We start from the raw sequence: 25,024 nt of genomic DNA, 5'->3' as shown, positions 1-25,024 counted from the left end.
TGGAGAAATACATTGCTGCCTACAACACGGGAGCGCAACCTTTCGTTTGGAAGAAACGCGAAGTCGTTGGCAGCCAGATCAAAAATACAATCTCTAACTTATGCAATTAGACACTAGAATCTGGAAACAAAGGTAAACATTCCTTAATTCTACTCCGTCTAGCTGCGCAAATAGGTAATAAGCTTGTCGATACCTCAGTTCCTCCTATTCGTGGGGGGCGGGAGGTTTATAAACTTTCTTTAACAAATCTAACCACTGGCGAGGCTCCGGAACCCATTTATCCAAGGACTAATCGCGTGGCAGCCCCTTCTAAGCAAGCAAAGTCATTAGGCTGGATTTATTTTACGGTTGCTCCAGGCGATTTTGACTTGGAGGTGTCTACGTGGAGATTTGAGGATGTTTATAACAAATATGATGCCGCTATTTTAACAAAGCATTATCGACTTCACGTTGGCCAGGAGGCAAAAGTAATTTATGGCGGTTCTTTCTTTACTAAATGTAAAGACTCTATTTTACCGAATTGCGATGAAGCCGCCCCTCCAATTGATGAGAGCTTAGCGGCAGAAGCCATAGTCAAGTCCAACATGGCAAACTCTGGGCCATTTGTAACAGAATTGCTCCAACCTTATACCGCTGAATTTACTGGAACAGTCAGTGATTTGCAGCCTATTGGGCTGGTCATTCAACGACAAGATAAGTTTGTTTCTCCGCCATGGACAAGCCGGGGCATGAGTCGTTTCACTGGATTGGGCGATCCGGGAAAGCCCTCCTCCCCACCGCCAGACCTGAGTGGTTTAGTTCAATGTGGACAAGCATGTGCCTTACCTATAATGCTGTACACCATGTATTTGCCGGTAGGTGCAATAATCGGGGCTGGCTATGGCAAGTATACCGAGGCAAAGTGGAAACCCTGCATCAACTCACTCCAGAAGGAACTAACACAGTTCGATTTCTCTGCCAAACTTAACGAAGCTATAGATAAGGCCTTTTCAGCAAAAAACTTGTCTTTTCCTGTTGCGTTAAATCATGCCGAGCCCATAGAGGAGGCAGCTCGTCTCGGCATAAAGACCCTCATAAATACCAATATTCAGCGTATACAACTCCGTGAATGCGACCTTAATGGAACTTTCTGTATTGAAATGGTGCTTCATTTCAACATAACTGACATCAAGTCTCGGCAAGTGCTCTTTGGAAAAACATTCCTTTATAGTCAGTCGGTGGCGGGCAGTCAGGAACGACCTTATGAAATACGTATCCAAGAGAGTCCCACCTGTCATCCTATGGCCTCATATTGCAATTCGGACAGAAAAGTATTTTTTGATCAATTGATGAAGGGGATAAATGCTTTAGCTAGTGAGGTGTTACAGTCGCTTAAGAGCCAATAATGGAGTATTTGCGTTGGTCCGCTATTTTCCAAGATGTTATGACGTTTTCTTGTGTCAAAATGCCATTTCGACAGTCCCATCTGGATCGATAGCAAGGTAGCCTCGATGGAGCCTTGCGGAATCGAGGTACATCGAGGCAGCAAAGCCCTCGATTCCGCTGCGCTGCATCGAGGCTACTTTCTGAGTTCCCACTCCCAGTGCATGGAAACCAGAAAATCTAAGCGCTCAATTGCTTGATTGCGGCGTGTACCGCCGAGGTCAGGTGTGCAAGTTGGGCTTCGTCGATGATGTAAGGCGGCATCGTATAGATCAGGCGGCCGAAGGGGCGCAGCCAGACGGCGCTTTCCATCAGCAACTTCTGCGCGGCAGCGACCTTTACGGGAGCAGCCATCTCGATCACCCCGATCGCCCCGAGCACGCGGACATCGGCGACGCCCGACAGATCTCTGCATGGAGCAAGACCTTTGTTGAGCCCCGCTTCTATTCGGCTGACGCGGTTTTGCCAGTCGGAAGCCAGCAGCAGATCAATGCTGGCCGAGGCGATGCTACAGGCCAGCGGATTGCCCATGAAGGTCGGGCCGTGCATGAAACAGCCGGCTTCGCCGTTCGAGATCGTTTCGGCGATCTGCGCCGTGCACAATGTCGCCGCAAGGCTCAGATAGCCTCCGGTCAATGCCTTGCCGACGCAGAGAATGTCGGGCGCGATGCCCGCATGCTCGCAGGCGAACAAGCGCCCACTGCGGCCGAAGCCGGTCGCGATCTCGTCGGCGATCAACAGCACCTGATATTGATAGCATAGCTCGCGCGCGATTTTAAGATACTCGGCGTGGTAAAACCACATGCCGCCCGCGCCCTGCACGATCGGTTCGAGGATCAGCGCGGCGCAGGTGCCGGCGTGTTCTTTCAATAAGGCTTCGAGGCCTTCACTGTCGCCACCAGTCCAGGATTCGCCGAAGCGGCAAGCGGGGCGGGGCGCGAAATGGTGTTTTGGCAGCACCGACTGGAACAAATGGTGCATGCCGGTGACCGGATCGCAGACCGACATCGCGCCGAAGGTGTCGCCGTGATAGCCGCCGCCGAGTGCAATGAAACGGTGCTTTTCGGTTCGGCCTTGCGCCTGCCAGTATTGCAGCGCCATCTTCAAGGCCACTTCGACGCCGACCGAGCCGGAGTCGCAGAAAAACACCTTATCCAGACCCGGAGGGCAGATGGCCAGCAGGCGCTCGACCAGTTCGATCGCGGGCGGATGGGTCAGGCCGCCGAACATCACGTGCGCCATTCTGCCGAGCTGTTCGGTTGCGGCCTCGTTCAGGCGCGGATGGTTGTAGCCGTGGATCGCCGACCACCAGGAGGACATGCCGTCGATCAGTTCGCGCCCATCCGCGAGCTTGATCATCACGCCGTCTGCGGAGACGACCGGGTAGACCGGATCGGGCGCGGTCATCGAGGTATAGGGGTGCCAGATGTGGGCGCGGTCGAAGGCGAGCGCGGCTTCTACGTTGAATAGTTTGTGCGTCATTTTTTGTCGTTCCCATGCTCTGCGTCAATACCGTTAAGTTAAGAGAAGCTTCGCTCCCTCTCCTGCTGGAGAGGGTTGGGGTGAGGAGGATCAAAAATAAGGAAAAATACTTTATTTTGATCCCCTCATCCCAACCTTCTCCCGAAGGGAGAAGGAGCGAAGCTTCTCTTAACTTAATGGCATTGCCCCTTACATCCGGTACGATTTGATCTCAAGACGCTTGGAGAGTCGAATGAAAAGTTAACGCCTCGATTTTTACTCTTGTCTGTAGTGGCCACAACTCCGGACTTCGCTCCTCAGCAACCGGTCGAAAGCGATGGTTATGATGTGATGATGGATATTATTCTGCGGACTGTCGGCATCGTCGGTGCGGGCCTATTTGTAGGCCTAAGCTCCGTCACCGTGCTGGCCGAAACTCCCTCTCCTCATGACGCATTCGAAAAACTCGGCAATACAACCGTCTGCAAACCATTCAAATGGATTTTTGAAAGACCGGCCGGTGATTATGAATATAACGGCGACTGCTCCCGACCAGCCACAGCGCCGATGCCGGTTGCGCAACGTATCGGACCCACTCCGGCGTCGTTCCCTCCGCCTGCCGAGCAGCCCAGCGTCAATAAAAAAGCTGGGTGCAATTTTTAAACGGGAAATGACGAAATAGCATGCTTGGGCGCAGAGAGCAGGGTTAGCCCTTCTGCACCTAATCCCTAATTTTATTTTTCGACCAGCACCACCGCCTGCACCGCAATACCTTCCTTGCGGCCTTCGAAACCAAGGTTTTCGGTCGTGGTGGCTTTTACATTGATGCAATCGCTGTCGGCCTGCAAATCTTCGGCGATGTTCCGGCACATAGCAGCAATATGCGGCGCCATTTTCGGCGCCTGGGCGATGATCGTGATGTCGGCATTGACCAGCGTATAACCCTTTTCCCGAACGACGCCGTAAACATGGCGAAGCAACACCCGGCTATCCGCGCCTTTGAATTGCGGATCGGTGTCAGGGAAATGCTTGCCGATGTCGCCCAGCGCCGCCGCGCCCAGTAGCGCATCAGCCAGCGCATGCAGTACCACGTCGCCGTCCGAATGCGCCTCCAGCCCTTTCTCGAAAGGAATCGTCACGCCGCCCAGAATAATGTGATCGCCCTCATTAAAGCGGTGCACGTCATAACCTTGCCCTATTCTCATTTAATATTACCTAACGTTTTTAAGGGGTTTATTTCAAAATCGCGGTAACCAGCAAACCGGCTACCGGCGCACCGCGCTCCATTCTCAAAACCACAGTCCGAAGCGACAACAGAGTAAGCCCGCAAGCATCCAGCGCCCGGCTGACATAATCCGAACGATGCGAATAACGCCCATGGTGGTTTAGTTTAAAATCCCCGAACGCGCCGTCTTCGATTTTTTCCAGAGTAAAAACCAGACAGCCTCCTGCTCTAAGCGCATCGCGCGTCGCCCGAAAAAAAGCCTGCAGTTCGCCAAAATAGCAGAGGGTATCGGCGGAAACGATCAGATCGAATGCCTCGGAATAGCGACCGATATACTCGACCAATTCGGCTTCCGCCAACTCGTCGTAAAGCCCGCGGCCTTCGGCTTTACTCAACATAGCGGGTGATAAATCGACGCCGATCAACTTGCGCGCATACGGTTTTAAAAATGCGCCACATAATCCGGTTCCGCAACCGGCATCGAGCAGGAAAAGGCGGTTTTGCGGTTCGGGAAAAACTTCGGCAACAGCCTGTGCCGTCAACTCGGGCGCGCGATAGTCGAGCCCTTTTAAAACTGCGTCAAAACTGGCGGCGAAATCGTCGAAGGTCTGCTGAACGTATGCGTCCGACGCCCGATCGGGAATATCGACTCCGGCGCAGGCGGACATATAATGTTTAGCAATCGGATTTTCCGGATCGGCCTCCAGCCATTTGGCTAACACGTCAGCGGCGGCGGCAATTTCACCTTTACGACGAAACATCTGCCACAGGCTTTCATAGGCATCCTTTTGCTTCGGTTTCAGCGCTATCGACCGCAGATAGGCTTCGACCGCTTTTTGAATTTGATGCTGATCCTGATAACAGTTGCCTAGATTGTGCAGACAGTCGGCATTATCCGGATCCAGGGCCAACACTTTTTGCAGCATCCGCACCGATTCGTCCAAATCGCCGGCTTTTCTGAGTACGACACCGAGATTGTTGTAGGCATTGACGTGATCGGGTTTCATCGCAATGACTTTACGAAAAATCGCGGCGGCTTTAGCCATATCGCCGGTTTCTTTGTAAATATTGCCCAGATTCATACGCGCGTCGAGATAGGAGGGATTGACGCGCAAAGCCCTCTCGATACGCACGATCGCTTCGTTGCTGCGTCCGCGCTGATGCAGCAACACGCCGAAAAAATGCAGCGCATCGGGATTTGAAGGTTGCGTTTTCAACACCGCTCGATAGATTTTTTCAGCCTCGTCCAGGCGCCCTTGGCGGTGGCTGTCGATAGCAAGTTTGAGCTTTTCGACGGTGGTATGAATTTTTGGCCCGCTGTTGCGCATGGTTGAAAGCTCGCTGGTTTAGTCCGGAATCATTCCTTACCGAGTCGCTTGTTGCTCCAGATAAAACGTTGCCAGCGCCAAATCTTCGGGCCGGGTGATTTTGAGATTGTCAGGCCGGCCTTCGACGATTTTCGGCTTGAAACCTTTGAGTTCGAGCGCGCTCGCTTCATCGGTGATCGAAGGATTGCCTTCCGCCTCGACCAGCGCGGCTTTCAACATGCCGTAACGAAACATCTGCGGCGTCAAAGCACGCCAGATACGACGGCGATCCAGGGTGCCGACGATCGTGTCGTCCTCCACGTCTTTCAACGTATCATGTGAAGACAGCGCGAGGATGCCGCCGACTTCGTCGTCGGCTAGCGTATCGATCAGTTTATGAATATCTTCCGAGGCGATGCAAGGCCGCGCGGCGTCATGCACCAGTACCCAATCGTTGTCATCGGCGCGGTCGCGCAGCGACTTCAACGCCGACAATACCGAGTCGGCCCTTTCCTTGCCGCCGGGCGCGGTTACAATCCGGGGATGCCGGGACATGGCGAGTTCGGGCCAGTAAGGGTCTTCAACCGTAATCGCGACTGCGATCGCGGAGAACACATCGGCGCCCAGCAAACGCGTCAAGGTTTGCTCGATCACCGCTTTGCCGGCCAGTTCGAGATATTGTTTGGGACGGTCGGATTGCATGCGCTTGCCGACGCCGGCCGCGGGCACCACGGCCCAGAATTTGCTTGATTCGTTCATCGGGACAGCTTAATTAACGGCAACGGCCCGCCGCGTCATTCAATCACTTGAAAAAAGGTTTCGTCCGGCCGGATCATCCCCAAGTCTTCGCGCGCGCGTTCCTCGATCGCTTCCTGGCCGTTTTGCAGGTCCATTACTTCCGCAATCAGTTTCTCGTTGCGCTGCCGCTTTTCTTCGCCGAGCCTTTTCAACTCCGCCAGACGCTGTTGATAGGCGCGCGTTTCTTTCAGACTGCCGTCGCCGAGCCACAGGCGGTACTGGAAATGCGCGATAAGTAAAAGGATGACCGGAACCAGAATTTTCATAACATCCAGTTTCAAGGCGCTAGGCTGAAGGCGAGAATCGCCCTGCCTGCGCCTTGTCGCAAAGGTTTAGAGCGATTTGAATGCGCTGCGGCCTGCGTATCGAGCCACGCCGCCCAACTCTTCCTCGATCTTCATCAGGCGGTTGTACTTGGCGACGCGGTCGGAGCGGCTCAGCGATCCGGTCTTGATTTGTCCGGTTCCGGTCGCGACGACCAGATCCGCGATCGTAGTGTCTTCGGTCTCGCCGGAACGGTGCGACACGACCGCCGAGTAGCCAGCTTGTTTCGCCATGTCGATCGCGGCCAGGGTTTCGGTGAGGGTGCCGATTTGGTTCACTTTGATCAGGATCGAGTTTGCGATGCTTTGCTCGATGCCGCGTTTCAGGATTTTTGGGTTGGTCACGAACAAATCGTCGCCGACCAGTTGGATGCGGCCGCCGAGTTTTTCGGTGATCAGTTTCCAGCCGTCCCAGTCGTTTTCGTCGAAGCCGTCTTCGATGCTGATGATCGGATATTTATTGACCCAGTCGACGAAGAAATCGGCCATTTGCGCCGAGCTGTATTGCTTGTTTTCGGAAGCCAGATCGTAGACGCCATCGCTGTAATATTCCGACGCGGCCGCATCGAGGCCCAGGTAGATATCGACGCCGGGCTTGAAGTCGGCTTGTTCGATCGCTTGCAGGATCACGCTGATCGCTTCTTCGTTCGAAGACAGATTCGGCGCGAAGCCGCCTTCGTCGCCGACGGTGGTCGCGAGGCCTTTCGATTTCAGCACCTTGGCCAAGTTGTGGAACACTTCCGCGCCGTAGCGGATCGCTTCGCGGAAAGTCGGCGCACCGACCGGCAAAATCATGAATTCCTGCAGGTCGACGCTGTTGTCCGCATGCGAACCGCCGTTGATGATGTTCATCATCGGCACCGGCATCACGAATTCGCCGGTTTTGTTCAGGTAGCGGTACAAAGGCTGCTTGCTTTCCTGCGCCGCCGCACGCGCCGCCGCCATCGACACCGCCAGCAAGGCGTTCGCACCCAGACGCGACTTCGATTCGGTGCCGTCCAATTCGATCATCTTGTTGTCGATGCCTTCCTGATCCGCCACGTCGAAACCGATGATCGCAGAGCGGATTTCGGTCTTGACATTGTTGACCGCGTTCAGGACGCCTTTGCCGAGGTAGCGGGATTTGTCGCCGTCGCGCAGCTCGATCGCTTCACGTTCGCCGGTCGAGGCACCGGAAGGTACCATTGCACTGCCGACCACGCCGGACGCCAGTACTACATCGGCTTCGACGGTCGGGTTACCGCGCGAATCCAGGACTTCTCTTGCACGAATATCTACTATTGCAGCCATTAATGTTTCCTTAGATTGTGGTTTCTATCAGGCTCTGGCTTTTCACCGCCTGATCTATGGTTAATAAAACTTCGAGTAATTCTTTGATCCGGTGCATCGGCCACGAATTCGGGCCGTCGCTCTTCGCCTCGGCCGGATTCGGATGCGTTTCCATGAACAGGCCGGAAATGCCGACCGCGACCGCCGCCCGCGCCAATACCGGCACGAATTCGCGCTGGCCGCCCGAGCAACTGCCCTGCCCGCCCGGCAACTGCACCGAATGGGTCGCATCGAACACGACCGGACAGCCGGTATCGCGCATCACCGCCAAGGAGCGCATGTCGGAGACCAGGTTGTTATAGCCGAACGAGACGCCGCGCTCGCAGACCATGATCTGCTCATTGCCTGCCGCCTTCGCCTTGCTCGCGACATTCGCCATGTCCCAAGGGGCCAGAAACTGACCTTTCTTGATGTTGACCGGAATGCCGCAGGCCGCGACGCTCTGGATGAAATTGGTCTGCCGGCACAGGAACGCCGGGGTCTGCATCACATCGACGACCTTCGCGACTTCCGCCAGCGGCGTGTCCTCATGTACGTCGGTCAATACCGGCACGCCGATCTCGTGCTTGACCCTGGCCAGGATTTCGAGCCCGCGCTCGATGCCGAGACCGCGGAAGCTTTCGTGCGACGAACGGTTCGCCTTGTCGAACGACGTCTTGTAAATGAACGGAATGTTCAGTTCCCGAGCCACTTCCTTCAGATAGCCGGCCGTATCGAGCGCCAGTTGCTCGCTCTCGATCACGCAGGGGCCGGCGATCAAAAACAACGGTTTGTCGAGGCCGACTTCAAAACCACATAATTGCATCAATTTTCTCTAGTTTTTTAAATTCTTAATGTGCCATCGGATCGCGACATCAGGCCACTGCCTTTTTGTGCTCGACCGCCGCCATCACGAAGTAGCGTAGGATGGGTAGAGGAACGAAACCCATCGGGCCGCGCATAAGCCCTTTGATGGGTTTCGCTGCGCTCTACCCATCCTACGCAATTGCCTTCTTATGCTCCGCCGCCGCAACCACGAAACCCGAAAACAACGGATGCCCCTTGCGCGGCGTCGAGGTAAATTCGGGATGGAACTGGCAGGCCAGAAACCACGGATGATCGGCGATTTCGATCACTTCGACCAGGCGGCCGTCGATCGATTTGCCGGAAAACTTCAGGCCCGCCTTTTCGAGCTTGCCGAAATACTGGTTATTGAACTCGTAACGGTGGCGGTGGCGTTCGGTGATCACGTCTTTCTGATACAGCCTGAACGCCAGCGAATCGGCCTGCAAGCGGCATTGCTGGCCACCGAGGCGCATCGTGCCGCCCAGGTCGGAATTTTGGTCGCGCGTTTCGATCCGGCCGGCCTCGTCCATCCATTCGGTGATCAGGCCGATCACCGGATGCGGCGACTTCGGCAGGAACTCGGTACTGTGCGCGCCTTCGAGCTTGGCGACATCGCGGGCGAACTCGATCACCGCGACCTGCATGCCGAGGCAAATGCCGAGATAAGGAATCTTGTTTTCGCGGGCGTATTTGACTGTCGCGATCTTGCCTTCGACGCCGCGTTCGCCGAAACCGCCCGGCACCAGGATCGCATCGACATTCTTCAGCGCGCCGACACCTTCGTCCTCGATCATTTCCGAGTCGATATAATGGATCTTGACTTTGTTGCGGGTTCGTATGCCTGCATGAATCAGGGCTTCGTTCAGTGATTTATAGGCATCGGTATGATCGACATATTTGCCGACGATCGCGATATTGACTTCATTCGTGGAAGTCGTCAATGCGTCGACTACATTTTTCCACTCGGTCAAATCCGCGGGCGGCGCATTCAGCCGTAATTTGTTCACGACGATATCATCGAGCCCCTGCGCATGCAGCAAGAGCGGAATCCGGTAGATTGTGTCCGCGTCGACCGCCGAAATGACCGCTTTTTCCTCGACGTTGGTAAACAGTGCGATCTTGCGTCGCTCGGCAACCGGAATCGGCTGTTCCGAACGGCAGATCAAAATGTCCGGCTGGATGCCGATCGTACGGAGTTCTTTGACGGAATGTTGTGTCGGCTTGGTTTTAATTTCGCCGGCCGAGCGGATGTAAGGCACCAGCGTCAAATGGATGAACAAGGATCGTTCCGCTCCCAGATCAACACGCATCTGCCGTATCGCTTCCAGAAACGGCAACGATTCGATATCGCCGACCGTACCGCCGACCTCGATAAGCGCGACGTCCATGCCCTCCGCGCTTTGATAGACGCGGCTCTTGATTTCATCGGTGATGTGTGGAATCACCTGCACAGTCGCACCGAGATATTCGCCCTTGCGTTCGCGGCGCAGCACGTTGTCGTAAACCTGGCCGGTCGTGAAATTGTTCTTCCTGGTCATTGTGGTCTTCAGGAAGCGCTCGTAATGACCCAGATCCAGATCGGTTTCCGCGCCGTCCTCCGTGACAAATACTTCACCGTGTTGGAAAGGACTCATCGTGCCCGGATCGACATTAATGTAAGGATCCAACTTGGTCAAGGTCACTTTCAGGCCACGCGCCTCCAGGATGGCCGCGAGAGAGGACGCCGCAATGCCCTTGCCGAGGGAGGAGACGACTCCGCCGGTGATAAAGATATATTTGGTCATGTAAGATGTTTGCTTCGGATTGGAACAGATGACTGGTATCAGAAGGTTGGCTATTTTATCACCAAATGGGCATCATCGTCTTTAGCGATTTATCGAGCGAAAAGATCAATCTGGGCGCAAGGCGAACCGGATGCAGGCGCTTTGACCCTCCCGATAAAATTCGGAACTGATCCAAAGATCGGCGACTGCAGCCAATCTGCCGTCAAGATAAATCAGCGGCATCTCATCTCTTTGCCACGGAGGAATACCGATTTCCTGATAAAGATTTTTCAGGCGGCGATGGCCTTGGCGTCCCGGCAACGCGATGCTTTCGCCACCGCAACGGAACTTGACCGACACCGTTGACTGCAACCAAATCGTCTCGGGAATTCCCGCCATCGACCGCATGCGAGTCAGAATCATGCGCTTGCCGATTTTTACCGACTCCGCATGCTCCGGCCAGTCGAAATCCCGCATATCCTCGCCGTGCTCCTCTTTGAGGCAATACAGCCTGTCCCGATAGCGACGGATTCGACAACCCTGAACACAAAGCACCGGATCGCTATTGGCGCCTGCGTCGATCACATGGCCAAACAACTGCTCCAGAAAAGCCTGCGACGGCATTTTCAAACCCATTTGCCGAAACCAATGGCGAATGATCATGCGCCGCCGCGGCAGATCGAACGTATTCAGCAGCTCAATACTTAGGGTATTATCGCTTTCCTGGTAAACCTCTCCGAACGCCTCGGCCGCCATGTCCGTCAGCAGCGCATGGGCTTCCGCACAATGACCAGCCGCACGAACAACGGTTTGGTCGCAGGACGGCCAGCGCTGCTTCAATAACGGCAAGATCTCTCGGCGCAGAAAATTCCGGTCGTAAACACTCTCGTTATTGCTGGGGTCTTCGACCCAGCGTAATTGCTGCGCCGCCGCGTAGTCATCTATCCGCTGTTTCCGAACAGACAGAAACGGCCTGACCAGCGTCCCCCGTCCGAACGGCAGCCTTGCCGGCATCCCGGCAAGCCCGAGCAAACCGCCGCCGCGCAGCAATTGCAGCAGAACCGTTTCGAGTTGATCATCCTGATGCTGCGCGACCAACAGCACATCACCGGGCATCATCGCCGACTGCAATGCCGCGTAACGCGCGTTCCTGGCCGCTTCTTCGGGACTTTCACCGGGTTTGGGATGCGCATCGACACGGCACAACAGAAATTTGACGCCGAGCGCGCGCGCGGTATGTTCGGCATGACACGCCCAGCCTTCAGCCTGTTCCTGCAGACCGTGATGCACATGTACCGCCGTCAGTCTATCGCGCAACGCCTGATCTTGAGCACACAAATGCAGCAACACATGCGAATCGACACCGCCGCTATAGGCAAGCAAGATTTGCCGGGGGGGCGCCTCGCACGATTCGAGCGCAGACCCGATCAGCCGAGGCGTCAGCATATCAAAAAAATCCTGGGGAAAGCACCTGGACAGCAACCAGGCATGAACGATACCGGCTACTTGACCGGCTCTTCGATGAAAGCGCCGAAGTTCATCAGACGCTGATAGCGCTTTTCGAGCAGTTCGTCGAGATCGAGCTTTTTCAATTCTTCCAGATGGCGCTGCAAGGCTTCCTTTAAATTGGCCGCCACGCCCTCAAAATCCCGATGACTACCGCCGACCGGCTCCCGCACCACTTCATCGAGCAAGCCCTGCTCACGGATGCGATCGGAGGTAATCCCCATCGCCTCGGCCGCGAGCTGTGACTTGTCGGCGCTTTTCCACAAGATCGACGCGCAACCTTCCGGCGAAATGACCGAATAGGTGCTGTACTCCAACATGATCAAGCGGTCGCCGACGCCGATCGCCAATGCGCCGCCGGAACCGCCTTCACCGGTCACCGTGCAAATCACCGGTGTTCTGAGCTTGGCCATTTCGAATAAATTTTTCGCGATAGCTTCGCTTTGCCCGCGTTCTTCCGCGCCGATACCGGGATAAGCTCCCGGCGTGTCGATCAGACAGATCACCGGCAATTTAAAACGCTCCGCCATTTTCATCACACGCAGTGCTTTCCGATAGCCTTCCGGGCGCGGCATGCCGAAATTACGGTAAATTTTTTCCTTAGTGTCGCGGCCTTTTTGGTGACCGATCACCATTACCGGCTGCTCATCGAAACGCGCCAGACCGCAAACGATCGCCGGATCATCGGCATAGGCGCGGTCGCCGTGCAGCTCATGAAAATCGGTGAACATCAGCTTGATGTAATCGAGCGTATAAGGACGCCCCGGATGCCGGGACAATTGCGAAATCTGCCAATCGGACAGGTTCGCGAAGATCGATTCGGTCAGCGCGCGACTTTTCTCTTCCAGTTGCTGGATGGCATCGGAAATATTAATGTCATTATCGAATTCCACATTACGGAGTTCTCTGATTTTGGCTTCCAGTTCAGCAATGGGTTGTTCGAAATCGAGAAATTTTAAATCCATGGCGCCTAATAATATGATGGTCTATGTCTGTCAACAAAAATGCCGGCAGACTGAAAAATGCTGCCAACCATAGGCGATTATACCCGATGCGGCAAACCGACCGCCAATAAATCCACCGAGCCTGGATCGGTCACTCGTCAGTTCTGATGCCGACAAATCCGCGAAAAAAAGCCCCGCCGCAAGCGAGTCGCGGCAGGGCGGGGTTTTGGCGCCGGCTAACCGTGCGGCTCTCCGGCTGATCAAAAAGATTAACGCAAAATCCGTACTACTGTTGTGGATAGCCTTGTTGTTGCGGGTAACCCTGCTGTTGCGGATAGCCTTGTTGCTGTGGGTAACCCTGCTGTTGCGGATAACCTTGTTGCTGCGGGTAACCCTGCTGTTGCGGATAGCCTTGTTGCTGCGGGTAACCCTGTTGTTGCGGATAACCTTGTTGCTGCGGGTAGCCCTGCTGCTGAGGATAACCTTGTTGCTGCGGGTAACTCTGCTGTTGAGGCTGCTGAGGGTAGCCTTGTTGCGCGCCGGCATTGCTGTTCGCGACAATTGCCAGTTCGACACGGCGGTTTTGCGCACGGTTTTCCTCATTGGTATTCGGATATTTAGGCATTCTTTCACCCATACCTTGCTGTCTCAAACGCGAGGTGTTGACGCCATGCTGCCCCAGGTAGCTTGATACGCTGGCGGCGCGCTGCTCGGACAAGCGCTGATTATAAGTATCCGATCCCAAATCATCGGTATGACCAGTGATCGTAATCGTCGATTCGGGATATTGATTCAGAATGCTGGACACCGAATTCAGCGCCGATTGCGCCTGCGGCGTCAAAGTCGACGAATCGAAAGCAAAAGTAATACTGCTCGGCATGTTCAGGCTCAGCGTATTCTCGGCCGTTCTTTGCACCTCGATGCCAGTGCCCTGCAATGACTGCTCCATTTGTTTTTGCTGATGATCCATGTAAGCACCGACCGCCGCGCCAACCGCGCCGCCAGCCAAAGCGCCCCACCCGGCGTTCTTCCAGTCATTGCCGCCGAATGCGGTGCCGATCGCCGCGCCGGTCGCCGCGCCCAAGCCGCCGCCTTTCGCGGTATTGCTGATGGTGGATTGGCCGGTATAAGGGTCAGTGACGCATGCAGTCAGCAGCATAGAGCCGATCGCGGTAATTAAAAACGTTTTTTTCATGTTTGCCTCGGTCTTGAGTTGAAATGTAACGACCATTTGAATGATGCCGATTAACAGCAGCTAAAACCAATAACTGCTTAGTTTGGCCGGAATTTTCGAAAAATTTTGCACAAATTATAGTAACAGAATCTAAACAGACGCTGAACAATAGCCCGCAGCCTAACTGTGATCTGGTTCGCAGAAACGGGATGATTAGTGGGCAATATATTGGACGCTTCCAGCCACACCGACGGGCCATTTCCTATCGCGAACCGAGGCACATCTTCACCATGAAACCAGGGCGACCGTACTCTGTTGAAACTTGCAGCGGATCGAATGGAAAAACCGTCTCTTGGCAGGGGCCACCGAAATCCGAAAGCCCGGGGATGGCTGCCGGCGTATTTAACATACTCCAATGACAGCGAAGGCTGTTTTTCACCGTCTTGCGAACCGGATTCCGGTAATCCATGCCGGAATGACGCCGTTTTTCTAGCAATGACCGCTGTATTCATTACGATCGTTCGAACGACGTCGATATCGCGCCTTTTTCCCTGTAGCCGCAAAATCGAGCGATTCGTACACCGGCAGTTCAAACAGCATTTTTCATATGAAGAGCAAGAGCGGCCGCAATTAGACCAACGGCTTGCCGCGCGCAAGTTTCGGCAACTCGCCCGCGATACCCATGGCGCTACGCATGACCAAATTTTTAGCCGGAAAAATCCGCTCGGCCAGCCCCAATCCAAGATTGCGCAAAAACTTGACCGGCAATAGATCATTACTGAACACCCGGTAAAACACATCCATCACCGTCATCATTTTCAGATTCTCGCTCCTGCGCATTTTTTCATAGCGTTTCAAGACGGTAATGCCGGCGATATCCTCGTCACGCTTATACGCATCGAGCAACACTTCGGCAAGCGCCGCCGCATCGAGAAAGCCGATATTGACCCCCTGCCCAGCCAACGGATTGATCATGTGCGCCGCATCGCCGACCAGCGCGACGCCGGGCTTCACATACTCCTGCGCATGCTGGCGTTTCAATGGAAAACTCGCCCGGCCCAACACTTTGTTGATCTTGCCGAGACAATCCGGAAAGGCATTTTGCAGTTCGTTCAATAAGTCGTCGTCGGCCAATGTTTTCAAATGGCTGACTTGATCGGGAGAGTTATACCAAACGATCGAGCCGTAGTGTCCGGTCAGCGGCAAAAACGCCTGTGGCCCGCTCGGCACAAAACGCTGCCAGGTAATATCCTGCTGCCCGCAGGCAGTTTCGACATAGATCACCAGCGCATGTTGCTTATAGTCCCATCCGGTCACACCGAGGCCGACCGCTTGCCTGACCCTGGACTGGCCGCCGTCGGCCGCGACCAGCACGCGCGCCGACAAGAGCCGGCCGTCCGCCAGTTCGATTTCGGCAGCTTTGCCAGGTTGATAATGGATTTTGTTTACATTGACCCGGTAGACGACCTCGACATTGTCGAATTTCTCCAAGCGCTCCAATAGCGCCAGTTGAGTCACCCGGTTTTCGACGATATACCCCAATTCGCGTTCGCCGATGTCATCGCTGCAAAATTCGGTATCGCCGGCCGTCTCCCAGACCCGCATGCGCCGAAACGGGCAAAGTCTACGGCTTTCGACGCCCTGCCAGGCGCCGACCATCGCCAGGATGTTTTTCGAGGCGATGCTAAGCGCGGAGACGCGCAAATCATGCGGCTGTTCCGGCGCAAAGGGCTCGGGCGGCGCGCTTTCGATCACCGCGACCTTCAGCGGACTACCGCCCAGGCCACAACCGACCGCCGCACCGACCATGCCGCCTCCGACGATCACCACATCAAAATCTTCTTTCATGACGAGAATATCTGCTTGTTCGTATAACCTGAGTTTACCACTGTCCCCTACCGCGCGGGATCGATCCGCCTTTGGGCTAGAGTCCGACTTTACAGCGGCATTAAGCCATTGTCCAATAAATATTTTACGCCTCGACCATACGTCATTTGACGGCTCGACAAGCCTTCGATTAGGTGATATAAGAAAAACTACAGGCGTGTGCCGGGCATGCGCGGCGAAAAGTTTGACGGTCTTTTCTTCAAAGTCGCGAATACGCAGCAAGCCAATGACAAACGAAGGAAAATCTGTTAGTATTAGCAGGTTTCGCTAGTTGAATTCATCAACAAAGAAAATGTCATAACGACTCAATGCGCCGGTTTTTGCCCGGCTCACTCCATCACGCATTGAAAAACAAACGATCAATTATCGCCGCCGGCGCGGCATGATTAGGACGGGCTAAACCATGAACAACAATTCCCGAATGAACAATCGGCAACCCATGCTCTACGATGCCGACTTATCGCAAGATAGCTGCGGCGTGGGTTTCATCACCCACAAACAAAGCCTCCAAACGCACGACCTATTGGTCAGATCGCATCAAGCCCTCTGCACCATTCCGCACCGCGGCGGCATGAGCGCGGAAGGCATCGGCGACGGCGCGGGCGTCAATATCGATTTGTCGCTGAAATTCTTCCGCAAGATTACCGGCTTAAATGATCTCGAACTGGGTCAGTTCGGCGTCGCGAACTTCTTTTTCCCGGAAGATCACGACCATTACGATTCGGTTACAACCGAACTGATCGAGCGTCATTTTCAGATCGCCAAGCTACCGATCCTCTTGTGGCGCGATGTCCCGGTCGATAATTCGGTTTTGAATGCCGCCGCCGTGAAGGCCCAGCAGCCGATCAAGCAGGTCGTGTTCGGCCGCCCCGAGCATTTGCAAACGGCCAGCCATGACGACTACGAGAAATATATTCAGAATACGTTGCTGGATCTCGAAAAAGAAGGCTTTACGCGACCGGAACTGAGCGGTTTTTATCCGCTGTCGATGAGTTCGCGCACCCAGGTTTACAAGGGCCGGCTGAATTCGTTCGAAGTAATTCCGTATTTCAAGGATCTGTACGACACCGATCACGAAATTAATACCCTGTTTTTCCACACTCGTTTTTCGACCAATACCGCACCGGCGACGATGATGGCGCAACCGTTTCGCTACATGGCGCACAACGGCGAGTTAAACACCGACAAGAAAAACCGGCTCAGCGAAAACGCAATCGCGCGCCAGCATAACAAGCATATTTGTTTTCCGTGCGGCCAATCCGATTCCGGCCGCCTGGATCAAACGCTGACCCGCCGGATCAACGAAGACAATTTGGACATCGTGACTGCGGTGCTGGCAATGATGCCGCCGGCCTGGGAAAACGACACAACCTTGTCGCCAGAAGTGCGTGCGATGCTCGAATATTTCAGTCTGTACGAAGAAAAGAACGACGGCCCGGCAGCGTTGATTTTCAATGACGGCATCCGCGTCGGCGCGCGTTTGGACCGCTTGGGCCTGCGTCCTCTGCGCTCGGTCGAAACGAAAGAATATCTGGCCGTGATGTCCGAAGCCGGCCAGATCGACTTTCCACCGAAAGAAGTCTTGACCCGTGGCCGGATCGAGGCTGGCGGCATGCTCTATTTCGACCACAGTACCGGCGAAAAATACAACAGCCACCAGGTAATGGAGCGCCTGGCAAAAGAAAAAGACTATCGGGCCTTGCTGCAGCAGCGCAGCCTGCATTTGTCCGATCTGCCGAAAATCGACTTGTCCGAACTCGGCAATGACCGCGAATTCAACATCGACCAGTGCCATACCGCGTACTCTTTAAACCAGGAAAGCTTCAAGTTCCTGCTCGACCCGATCCTGCAATCGGGCGCCGAAAAAGTGTCCGCGATGGGCTACGGCCTTGCGCCGAACGCGTTGTCGAGCGCCGAAGGCGGCATGTCACGCTATTTCAGCCAGCGTTTCGCGCAGGTGACCAACCCGCCGCTCGATTCGATCCGCGAAAGCGACGGCATGACCTTGCGCGTCGCGTTGGGCGCGAAACCGACTTTTTCGGACGAATACAGCAAGCAATTGGTGATCGATTCGCCGATTTTGCAGCGCACCCAGCTCGAACAAATCCGCCGCCAAACCGCGGTCAGCACGATCACGCTGGATATGCTGTATCGCCCCGATTTCAACGATGCGAAGAAAAACGAAGATGCGCTCGAGGCGGCTTTGTTAAAGGTCTGCGCGGAAGTCGAACAGGCAGCTCGGAGCAATACCGGCATCATCATTCTGAGCGACGTGAAGATCGGCCGCGAAATGGCCGCGATTCCGGCCCTGTTGATGATCGCCGCCGCCAACCAGCATCTGGTCAAGATGGGTCTGCGCTTCAACTCCTCGTTGATCGCCGAAACCGGCCAGGCCGCCAGCCCGCACGATGTCGCGACGATTCTCGGTTTCGGCGCGTCCGCGATCTGCCCGATCAGCGTGCATAACCGCGTGATGACCGATTTTGTGGCGGCCGACCACCAAAAAGTGCTCGATAAATTCCAGAAAGGCGTCGAAAAATCGCTGATGAAGACGATGGGCAAATTCGGCCTGTGTACTGCAGAAAGCTATATCGGCGGCGAATTTTTTGAATCGAACTATATCGACACTGAAGAACCGAGACTCGCCCCCTATTTCCCGAACATTCATGCTTCGGTCGGCGGCGCGCGCTATGCCGACATCGCCGCCAGCGCGGCCGAATGGCACCATAAGGCGCTCAGCGTCCATGATGAAAAGGACATTCCGTTCCTCGGCCTGTTCAAGGAACGCCAGGACGGTGCCGGTCACTCCTATGGCAATACCGCGGTCCGCGAATACATCAACATGACCGACGAGCCGATCCTGTACATCCCACAGGACAAAGCGCCGGAAGCCTCCGACACCGCCTATGCCGATTTCGGTTATGCGAAGCGTACACCCGAGCAGATCGACAGCTTCGGCATTACGCCGGCCTACCGCAGCTTCACGAAGAATCTGTACATGGAGCGCGATGCCCGGCCGGCTGCGTTGCGCGACATTATCGACTTTCCGGCCGATGTGACGATCGCTGAAACCTCTGCCGATTTCGACAGAATTTTGGGCAAACAAAACCTGCGCGGCAATATCAACTATTTGATTCGCGGCCTCGGCGTCTGTAAAACCGGGGAAGGCAGCTTTACCGTCAGCCTGAACGGCAACTCCTCCGCGCCGCGTTTGGAACAGTTGGCTCAACATTTCAAAAACCGCTTCGCGGATACCGCATTCACGGTCAGCGTCGAAAGAACCTCGCTGAAATTGAAGCTGGCCGACACCGGCAGCCTGTTGGCCAACTATCTGAATTCGATACAATCAACCCGCGATCCGATCGCGTTGGCCGAAGTCCAGCCCGCGCATCAAATCACGCCGACGCTCGCGTCCGGCGCGATGAGTCACGGCGCGTTACTGGCGGAGGCGCACGAAGCGGTCGCGCAGGGCTTCAACATTGTCGGCTCGTTGAGCAACTGCGGTGAAGGCGGCGAGCATTCCAGCCGGTTCAACACTCTGCGCTCTTGCAACATTAAGCAGTTCGCCTCCGGCCGTTTCGGCGTGTGGGCCGGGTATCTAGCCGATCCGAACCTGCGTGAAATCGAAATCAAGATTGCGCAAGGCGCAAAGCCGGGCGAGGGCGGTCAATTGCCGGCGGCAAAAGTCTCGGTCGAAATCGCGGCGCTGCGCGGCGGTACGCCGAGAGTAGAACTGGTCAGCCCGCCTCCGCATCATGACACCTATTCGATCGAGGACTTGGGTCAGCTGATTCACGATGCGAAAGCCGCACGCGTAAAGGTTGGCGTCAAGCTGGTGTCATCCGAAGGCATCGGCACGATCGCGGTCGGCGTCGCGAAAGCCGGCGCGGATGTGATCAATGTCGCCGGCAACACCGGCGGCACCGGCGCGGCGGCGGTGACCAGCCTGAAAAACAGCGGCCGCTCACCCGAAATCGGCATTGCCGAAGTTCATCAGGCGCTGTCTATCAACGGTCTGCGCGACAAAGTGATCCTGCGTTGCAGCGGCGCGCATCAAAGCGGCCTCGATGTCGTTAAATCAGCGATTTTGGGCGCGGATTCGTTCGAATTCGGCACCACCGCGTTGATGATGCTGCGCTGCGTGATGGCGAAAAACTGCAACATCAAATGCCCGGCGGGATTGACCACCGCGCACGAAGAATTCAAGGGAGATGCGCGCGTGTTGGCGCAGTATCTGATGAACCTCGCGCACGAGGTCCGCGAAATCTTGGCTGTGCTCGGCTACAAGAGCCTCGCGGAAATCCGCGGCCAAACCGACCTTTTGCACCTGATCGAGCATCCATCCATGATCGGTCAGATCGATCTGACCAAAATGCTGGCCTATGTCGATGTGGTCAAAATCGCCAAGCCGATTTACCTCGAAGCCAATTTCAGCATCGACGACAAGATCATCGACAAGGTCAAGGCCGGCATTATCGACAACGGTCAAACCCAGATCGTGATAGAAGGTAGCGAATATAAACTGAACAACCGGCACAAGACCGTCGGCGGCCAGACCGCGATCGATATCGAGCGGATGCTCGCCTATCAATTGTCCGGGCAACAAATTGCTAAGGCTAAACCGATCTATCTGAACCGCGGCAAAGGCCACAGAGCGGAAGGCCGCCGCTATTTGGCACCCGATACCGTCGTGATCCGTACGACCGGTTCGGCCGGCCAAAGTTATGCCGCATTCCTGAATGACGGCATGCGCATGGAACATCTCGGCACCTGCAACGACGGCGTCGGCAAATCGGCCTGCGGCGGCCTGTTGATCGTCGAATCCCCCGGCGGCGGCGTCAAAACCCCCGGCAACAACGTGCTGATCGGCAACTTTGCCTTGTTCGGCGCAACCGGCGGCAAGGCGTTCATCAATGGCGAGGCCGGCGACCGGTTTGCAGTGCGCAACTCCGGTGCGATGGCGGTCGTCGAAGGCGTCGGCGATTTCGCCTGCGAATATATGACCAACGGCGCGGTGCTGAACATCGGCGGCTTCGGTAAAGGTTTCTGCAACGGCATGTCCGGCGGCAACGCCTATCAGTACGATCCGGAAAACCGGCTCGAGAACCTGTATGACAAGTCATCGGTCGAACTGCGCCGCCTGAGCGAAGACAGTGACCTCGCTCGCGCGCATGAACAGTTCGTACTGGCGATGCTCGAACAGCATGCCGACTATGCGAATTCGAGCAAGGCGAAAAACCTGCTGAACAACTGGGCAACCGAACGCGAGCATTTCAAGTTCGCGCTGCCTTTGTGGCTAAACAAGACACAGTCGGCGGTGTTCCTGCGAACAGCGCTGGACCGCAAGGAAATGATCGAGGAATTGTCGATCGAATTGGCGCGCCGGCAAATCGAACAGGTCCGCGACGCTTATCAGACCGCCAGCCCGTTGTTCGGCGGCGCGATTCCGGCTTACGGTTCGACCGACACCGACCTCACCTTCAAACTGGTCAACAGCTTCATGGTACTCGAAAAAGCGCAGCAAGTCGCTCAAGATATGCTCAAGCATCTGCCCGAGACCCAACAAGGTCAAAGCCGGACAGAACAGGCCGCGCGCAAGCTTATCATAGAGCGTCCGCGTAAATTGCAGGAAACGCTGGTCAAGACCACCCGCGAAGCCTACAGCAATTACAACGATGAGCAACTCGCTTGGTTATTGGCCGATAAGCGCCTGAATGACTACAAAACCGCGCTGATCAACCGCTCTGTGCAAAGCATTTATTCCATCGGCTCCACCGCCTGGATCATCGAACAGGACCAACTCAACAAAGCGGCTCTGGCCGACATTCCTTCTATCGAGGAATACCTGGGCAGTCTCGCCGGTCTGAGCATCGTGCAAGGCATGCTGAACGAACAGACGGCCTGACCTCCCCTTCAATCGTATCGCATTGCGTCCCCCCAAAAACCTGGGGGGACTCTGATTTTTATTGATTTAGCATTAAACGGAAATGAAAACACCGCAAATCCCCTTCGACGGACCTTATAGCGAGAACCAGCGCGCCTGGCTCAGCGGCTTTTTTGCCGGCATGCATACGCACATGATCCAAAGCGCTGGCGCCGCCCAACAAACTGCGAGCCGCGTGATCAACATACTTTACGGCAGCCAGACCGGCAATGCCGAATCGGTCGCGAACGACGCCGCTACGATCGCCAAGGCGCACGGCCTAAAACCGGTAGTCAAAGGCATGGACGAAATCGAAGCGGAAACGCTGACCGGCATGGAGTCTCTGTTGGTGATCACCAGCACCTACGGCGAAGGCGAAATGCCAGATAATGCACAGATGCTCTGGGATGCGGTCAAAGACGAGGCGATGCCAAGGCTTGAAAAGCTCCAATATTCGGTGCTCGCACTCGGCGATACCAGCTACGACCTGTTCTGCCAGGCCGGTAAGGAATGGGATCAGCGACTCGCTGAACTCGGCGCGCAGCGCATCTACGAACGTACCGACTGCGACGTCGATTTCGAAGAACCCGCCGAAGCGTGGATCAAGGCGGTCGTTCCGTTCATGTCCGGCGGCACTACGACCGCTACTGTGGTCGAGGCCGAACCGCAGGCGGCCGAAAAATCGCTCTACAGCCGGAAAAATCCGTTCCCCGGCAAAATGCTGGTCAACCGTCTAGTCACGGCAGCCTCATCATCGAAGGAAACCCGCCATTACGAGATTTCGATAGCAGACTCCGGAATGACTTATGAGGCCGGCGACGCCTTGTGCGTGGTGCCGACCAACTGCCCGGACTTGGTCAAGGACATTTTGCAGGCCATCGGCTGCAACGGGGATGAAAATGAATTTGTCCACGGCAAACTGATGCCCTTCTCTGAAGCTTTGCGCACCCAGTTTGAAATCAAAACGCCGAGCAAGGAGTTGATCGAGGAAGTCGCCAGCCGCTCCGGTAACAAGGAATTGAATGCGATTCTCGAATCCGGCGACAAGGACAAACTGGCCGATTATTTATGGGGGCGCGACACGCTCGACCTGCTCCGGCAAAACCCCGGCTGCGAATTTTCCGCCGCCGAATTCATCGAATTGTTGAAACCGTTGCAACACCGCGCCTATTCGATTTCATCGAGCGGCAGGGTCTATCCGGACACGGTGCATCTGACCGTCGCGAGCGTGCGCTATGACAGCTTCGATCGCCACCATAAAGGCGTCTGTTCGACATTTTTGGCCGATCTTGTCGATAAAAACACCGAAGTACGCTGTTTCTTTACGCCGAACAAAGTGTTCCGGGTTCCCGAGGACAACAGCCTGCCGATGATCATGGTCGGCCCCGGTACCGGAGTCGCGCCGTTCCGCGCCTTTTTGCAAGAACGCGAGCACCGGGGTGCTGCCGGCAAAAACTGGCTGTTCTTCGGCGACCGCAACGCCGCAACCGATTTCATGTATCGCGACGAACTCGAAGCGATGCAGGAAAAAGGCTTCCTGACCCGCCTCGATCTTGCTTTCTCGCGCGATCAGGCCGAAAAAGTTTATGTGCAGGACAAGATGATCGAACACGGCGCCGAATTGTTCGCCTGGCTCGAAGAAGGCGGATATTTCTTCGTCTGCGGCGATGCATATCGGATGGCGAAGGATGTCGACAAAGCGCTGCATGATCTCATCGCCAAACACGGCAACATGAGCGAACAGCAGGCAATAGACTATGTGAACAAGTTGAAAAAGGACAAGCGCTACGTCCGGGATGTTTATTGATCAAACAATGATTGTAAAAACCCATAAAGGGGATTTTAGCGCCCTCTTTATGGGATCATCAAGTTCAGGAAGGCAATTTTGGCACAACCTTTTTTCTACAAATTTCGCCGAATCCGATGATCAAAATAGCCTTATTACTCTTCATCGCGTCGCTGATGCTGTTTCTGGCTGCGGAAGCGCTCTCCTTGCTACCGTTTGCCTATTTCAATAAGGCTGTTTATCAAATCGGCGCATTGTCCCTGCTCGCTTCGTTCGCCCTGCTGTTCGCCGCCCTGCTGCTGCTCGCCGGTAAACAAATCCTGTACGCAATCCGCCGTTATTTTTCCGGAATTGAACGTCATCATCGCCGGCTCTGGTTCATTCAGGGAAAACTCGATCAGGAGCATCGTTTATTTTTTCACCGCAGGTTGCAAACCCGTTATTTTCTCGAAGCCAAAAGAAAGCGTTTGGCGTGCGCCAACAACCGTAAACATAGCCTCTCGCTCGCCAAAGCCATCGACCGCGACCTCTCAATAATCAAACCGCATGTTTCAGCGGATCAACTCAAAACCTGGCGGCTACAAAATCACGTTTACCGCCGGCAGGCTAATATTGAAGGCCTGATTACACTTCAACAAACGATCATAACCCACCTCTAGCCATGCATTGGTTATCGAAATGGTTGCTCGGCCTCGTCAATCTGCTGCATTCGATCAAGGATCAAAATCTGCAGTGGCACCGCAACAATCAGGCACAGCAGGCAGAATTACGGCAAGCGCGCATTCTGGCCGAAAAAGCGCTTGAAGCCGAGCTCAAAAAGCACAGCGTACACCTGGAGCATCAAATCAACCTCTTGAAAACCCGACACGATGCGGAGCTGTCGATGTACAAAACCCGCTGCAAACAGGACATCAAGGATTATCAGCATTATCTTGACTCGCTCGATCAATTGAAACTGTCGATCCAGAACAGCTATGCGCATTTGCCCGAATCGGTCGCATTGACCATCCACCACCATGCCAAGCATCTGCTGCATAACATGTGGGAGGCCGAGGAATATGAACAAAAGATTCGCTACGAAATGCAACTGATCCAGTTCATGACCGCGGTGCATGAAGACGCGCGCCTGCATCTCGAAGGCGAAAACACCGACAATCTGCCGGAAAGCACGCTGAAATTGCTCCGGCAACATTAAGAGTTGGTCTATATCAATCTATTCTTATGTTAACGTTTTGTTAAGTGCTTAGCAGAAAGTAAATTGGTATTGAGAGCCAAAACCAGCGCCGATTTCATCGATAGCCTCCTCAAGTTCGGTAGGTGTAAACGATTGGAATGGCAGCCACTCGTATTT

Annotated in this window: 18 protein-coding genes and 1 pseudogene; 7 read left to right on the top strand and 12 right to left on the bottom strand. The window is 55.0% G+C overall.

Going from position 1 to position 25,024, the window contains the following annotated elements:
- Together U2W12_RS10415 and U2W12_RS10410 are read left to right on the top strand one after the other, a co-directional pair.
- Positions 1 to 110: pseudogene (locus tag U2W12_RS10415) on the top strand (IS630 family transposase); the annotation flags it as partial.
- A 186-nt stretch (positions 111 to 296) separates the two neighbouring features.
- On the top strand, positions 297 to 1,385 hold the full coding sequence (locus U2W12_RS10410) for a hypothetical protein (RefSeq protein ID WP_326500619.1): 1,089 nt from the start codon (positions 297 to 299) through the stop codon (positions 1,383 to 1,385).
- A 217-nt stretch (positions 1,386 to 1,602) separates the two neighbouring features.
- Here U2W12_RS10410 and bioA read toward each other — a convergent pair whose 3' ends face one another.
- On the bottom strand, positions 1,603 to 2,904 hold the full coding sequence (gene bioA / locus U2W12_RS10405; protein WP_326500618.1) for an adenosylmethionine--8-amino-7-oxononanoate transaminase: 1,302 nt from the start codon (positions 2,902 to 2,904) through the stop codon (positions 1,603 to 1,605).
- A 261-nt stretch (positions 2,905 to 3,165) separates the two neighbouring features.
- Here bioA and U2W12_RS10400 point away from each other — a divergent pair, with 261 nt between their 5' ends.
- A complete protein-coding gene (locus tag U2W12_RS10400; protein ID WP_326500617.1) occupies positions 3,166 to 3,546 on the top strand; it encodes a hypothetical protein in 381 nt (126 codons plus the stop codon).
- Positions 3,547 to 3,617: 71 nt separating this feature from the next.
- Here U2W12_RS10400 and ispF read toward each other — a convergent pair whose 3' ends face one another.
- The 11 genes from ispF to U2W12_RS10345 form a co-directional block, all read right to left on the bottom strand.
- Entirely contained in the window at positions 3,618 to 4,088 is a 471-nt protein-coding gene (gene ispF / locus U2W12_RS10395; protein WP_326500616.1) for a 2-C-methyl-D-erythritol 2,4-cyclodiphosphate synthase, read from the bottom strand.
- A 28-nt stretch (positions 4,089 to 4,116) separates the two neighbouring features.
- Positions 4,117 to 5,436, bottom strand: a complete 1,320-nt coding sequence (locus U2W12_RS10390; RefSeq protein WP_326500615.1) for a tetratricopeptide repeat protein — start codon at positions 5,434 to 5,436, stop codon at positions 4,117 to 4,119.
- Positions 5,437 to 5,472: 36 nt separating this feature from the next.
- Positions 5,473 to 6,174, bottom strand: coding sequence for a 2-C-methyl-D-erythritol 4-phosphate cytidylyltransferase (gene ispD, locus U2W12_RS10385; protein WP_326500614.1), 702 nt, complete (start codon positions 6,172 to 6,174; stop codon positions 5,473 to 5,475).
- 35 nt (positions 6,175 to 6,209) lie between these two features.
- Complete coding sequence (ftsB, locus tag U2W12_RS10380; protein WP_326500613.1) at positions 6,210 to 6,479, bottom strand: cell division protein FtsB; 270 nt, start codon at positions 6,477 to 6,479, stop codon at positions 6,210 to 6,212.
- A 66-nt stretch (positions 6,480 to 6,545) separates the two neighbouring features.
- Positions 6,546 to 7,826 (bottom strand): phosphopyruvate hydratase, encoded by a 1,281-nt coding sequence (gene eno / locus U2W12_RS10375; RefSeq protein ID WP_326500612.1) that lies wholly within the window; start codon positions 7,824 to 7,826, stop codon positions 6,546 to 6,548.
- 10 nt (positions 7,827 to 7,836) lie between these two features.
- Positions 7,837 to 8,670 (bottom strand): 3-deoxy-8-phosphooctulonate synthase, encoded by an 834-nt coding sequence (gene kdsA, locus U2W12_RS10370; protein ID WP_326500611.1) that lies wholly within the window; start codon positions 8,668 to 8,670, stop codon positions 7,837 to 7,839.
- Between the two features lie 172 nt (positions 8,671 to 8,842).
- Positions 8,843 to 10,474, bottom strand: coding sequence for a CTP synthase (locus tag U2W12_RS10365; protein ID WP_326500610.1), 1,632 nt, complete (start codon positions 10,472 to 10,474; stop codon positions 8,843 to 8,845).
- Between the two features lie 105 nt (positions 10,475 to 10,579).
- Positions 10,580 to 11,899 carry a tRNA lysidine(34) synthetase TilS gene (gene tilS / locus U2W12_RS10360; RefSeq protein WP_326500609.1) on the bottom strand — a complete coding sequence of 440 codons (1,320 nt, stop codon included), beginning with the start codon at positions 11,897 to 11,899 and terminating at the stop codon, positions 10,580 to 10,582.
- A 56-nt stretch (positions 11,900 to 11,955) separates the two neighbouring features.
- On the bottom strand, positions 11,956 to 12,924 hold the full coding sequence (gene accA, locus U2W12_RS10355; protein ID WP_326500608.1) for an acetyl-CoA carboxylase carboxyl transferase subunit alpha: 969 nt from the start codon (positions 12,922 to 12,924) through the stop codon (positions 11,956 to 11,958).
- A gap of 265 nt (positions 12,925 to 13,189) precedes the next feature.
- Positions 13,190 to 14,098, bottom strand: coding sequence for an OmpA family protein (locus U2W12_RS10350; protein WP_326500607.1), 909 nt, complete (start codon positions 14,096 to 14,098; stop codon positions 13,190 to 13,192).
- Positions 14,099 to 14,707: 609 nt separating this feature from the next.
- The gene (locus tag U2W12_RS10345) at positions 14,708 to 15,925 is read right to left on the bottom strand and encodes a UbiH/UbiF/VisC/COQ6 family ubiquinone biosynthesis hydroxylase (RefSeq protein WP_326500606.1); all 1,218 of its coding nucleotides are present in this window, start codon (positions 15,923 to 15,925) and stop codon (positions 14,708 to 14,710) included.
- Positions 15,926 to 16,367: 442 nt separating this feature from the next.
- Here U2W12_RS10345 and U2W12_RS10340 point away from each other — a divergent pair, with 442 nt between their 5' ends.
- The 4 genes from U2W12_RS10340 to U2W12_RS10325 all read left to right on the top strand — a co-directional run bounded on the left by U2W12_RS10340 (position 16,368) and on the right by U2W12_RS10325 (position 24,868).
- Positions 16,368 to 21,869 (top strand): glutamate synthase-related protein, encoded by a 5,502-nt coding sequence (locus U2W12_RS10340; protein ID WP_326500605.1) that lies wholly within the window; start codon positions 16,368 to 16,370, stop codon positions 21,867 to 21,869.
- 82 nt (positions 21,870 to 21,951) lie between these two features.
- Complete coding sequence (locus U2W12_RS10335; protein ID WP_326500604.1) at positions 21,952 to 23,694, top strand: sulfite reductase subunit alpha; 1,743 nt, start codon at positions 21,952 to 21,954, stop codon at positions 23,692 to 23,694.
- A 116-nt stretch (positions 23,695 to 23,810) separates the two neighbouring features.
- On the top strand, positions 23,811 to 24,332 hold the full coding sequence (locus U2W12_RS10330; protein ID WP_326500603.1) for a hypothetical protein: 522 nt from the start codon (positions 23,811 to 23,813) through the stop codon (positions 24,330 to 24,332).
- A 2-nt stretch (positions 24,333 to 24,334) separates the two neighbouring features.
- Entirely contained in the window at positions 24,335 to 24,868 is a 534-nt protein-coding gene (locus U2W12_RS10325) for a hypothetical protein (RefSeq protein WP_326500602.1), read from the top strand.
- The last annotated feature ends 156 nt before the right edge of the window (positions 24,869 to 25,024 follow it).

The organism is Methylomicrobium sp. Wu6, from assembly GCF_035916875.1.
Classification (GTDB): domain Bacteria; phylum Pseudomonadota; class Gammaproteobacteria; order Methylococcales; family Methylomonadaceae; genus Methylomicrobium.
The sequence above is the reverse complement of the archived record's forward strand: the minus strand, read 5'-3'. Positions and strand labels throughout refer to the sequence as shown.

Excerpts from the sequence above, each read along its gene's own strand:
- accA (WP_326500608.1), bottom strand. The coding sequence starts at position 12,924 with ATGGATTTAAAATTTCTCGATTTCGAACAACCCATTGCTGAACTGGAA.
- U2W12_RS10335 (WP_326500604.1), top strand. The coding sequence starts at position 21,952 with ATGAAAACACCGCAAATCCCCTTCGACGGACCTTATAGCGAGAACCAG.
- U2W12_RS10365 (WP_326500610.1), bottom strand. The coding sequence starts at position 10,474 with ATGACCAAATATATCTTTATCACCGGCGGAGTCGTCTCCTCCCTCGGC.
- ispF (WP_326500616.1), bottom strand. The coding sequence starts at position 4,088 with ATGAGAATAGGGCAAGGTTATGACGTGCACCGCTTTAATGAGGGCGAT.
- U2W12_RS10345 (WP_326500606.1), bottom strand. The coding sequence starts at position 15,925 with ATGAAAGAAGATTTTGATGTGGTGATCGTCGGAGGCGGCATGGTCGGT.
- U2W12_RS10330 (WP_326500603.1), top strand. The coding sequence starts at position 23,811 with ATGATCAAAATAGCCTTATTACTCTTCATCGCGTCGCTGATGCTGTTT.
- U2W12_RS10340 (WP_326500605.1), top strand. The coding sequence starts at position 16,368 with ATGAACAACAATTCCCGAATGAACAATCGGCAACCCATGCTCTACGAT.
- U2W12_RS10325 (WP_326500602.1), top strand. The coding sequence starts at position 24,335 with ATGCATTGGTTATCGAAATGGTTGCTCGGCCTCGTCAATCTGCTGCAT.
- kdsA (WP_326500611.1), bottom strand. The coding sequence starts at position 8,670 with ATGCAATTATGTGGTTTTGAAGTCGGCCTCGACAAACCGTTGTTTTTG.
- U2W12_RS10350 (WP_326500607.1), bottom strand. The coding sequence starts at position 14,098 with ATGAAAAAAACGTTTTTAATTACCGCGATCGGCTCTATGCTGCTGACT.
- ftsB (WP_326500613.1), bottom strand. The coding sequence starts at position 6,479 with ATGAAAATTCTGGTTCCGGTCATCCTTTTACTTATCGCGCATTTCCAG.
- bioA (WP_326500618.1), bottom strand. The coding sequence starts at position 2,904 with ATGACGCACAAACTATTCAACGTAGAAGCCGCGCTCGCCTTCGACCGC.
- tilS (WP_326500609.1), bottom strand. The coding sequence starts at position 11,899 with ATGCTGACGCCTCGGCTGATCGGGTCTGCGCTCGAATCGTGCGAGGCG.
- eno (WP_326500612.1), bottom strand. The coding sequence starts at position 7,826 with ATGGCTGCAATAGTAGATATTCGTGCAAGAGAAGTCCTGGATTCGCGC.
- ispD (WP_326500614.1), bottom strand. The coding sequence starts at position 6,174 with ATGAACGAATCAAGCAAATTCTGGGCCGTGGTGCCCGCGGCCGGCGTC.
- U2W12_RS10390 (WP_326500615.1), bottom strand. The coding sequence starts at position 5,436 with ATGCGCAACAGCGGGCCAAAAATTCATACCACCGTCGAAAAGCTCAAA.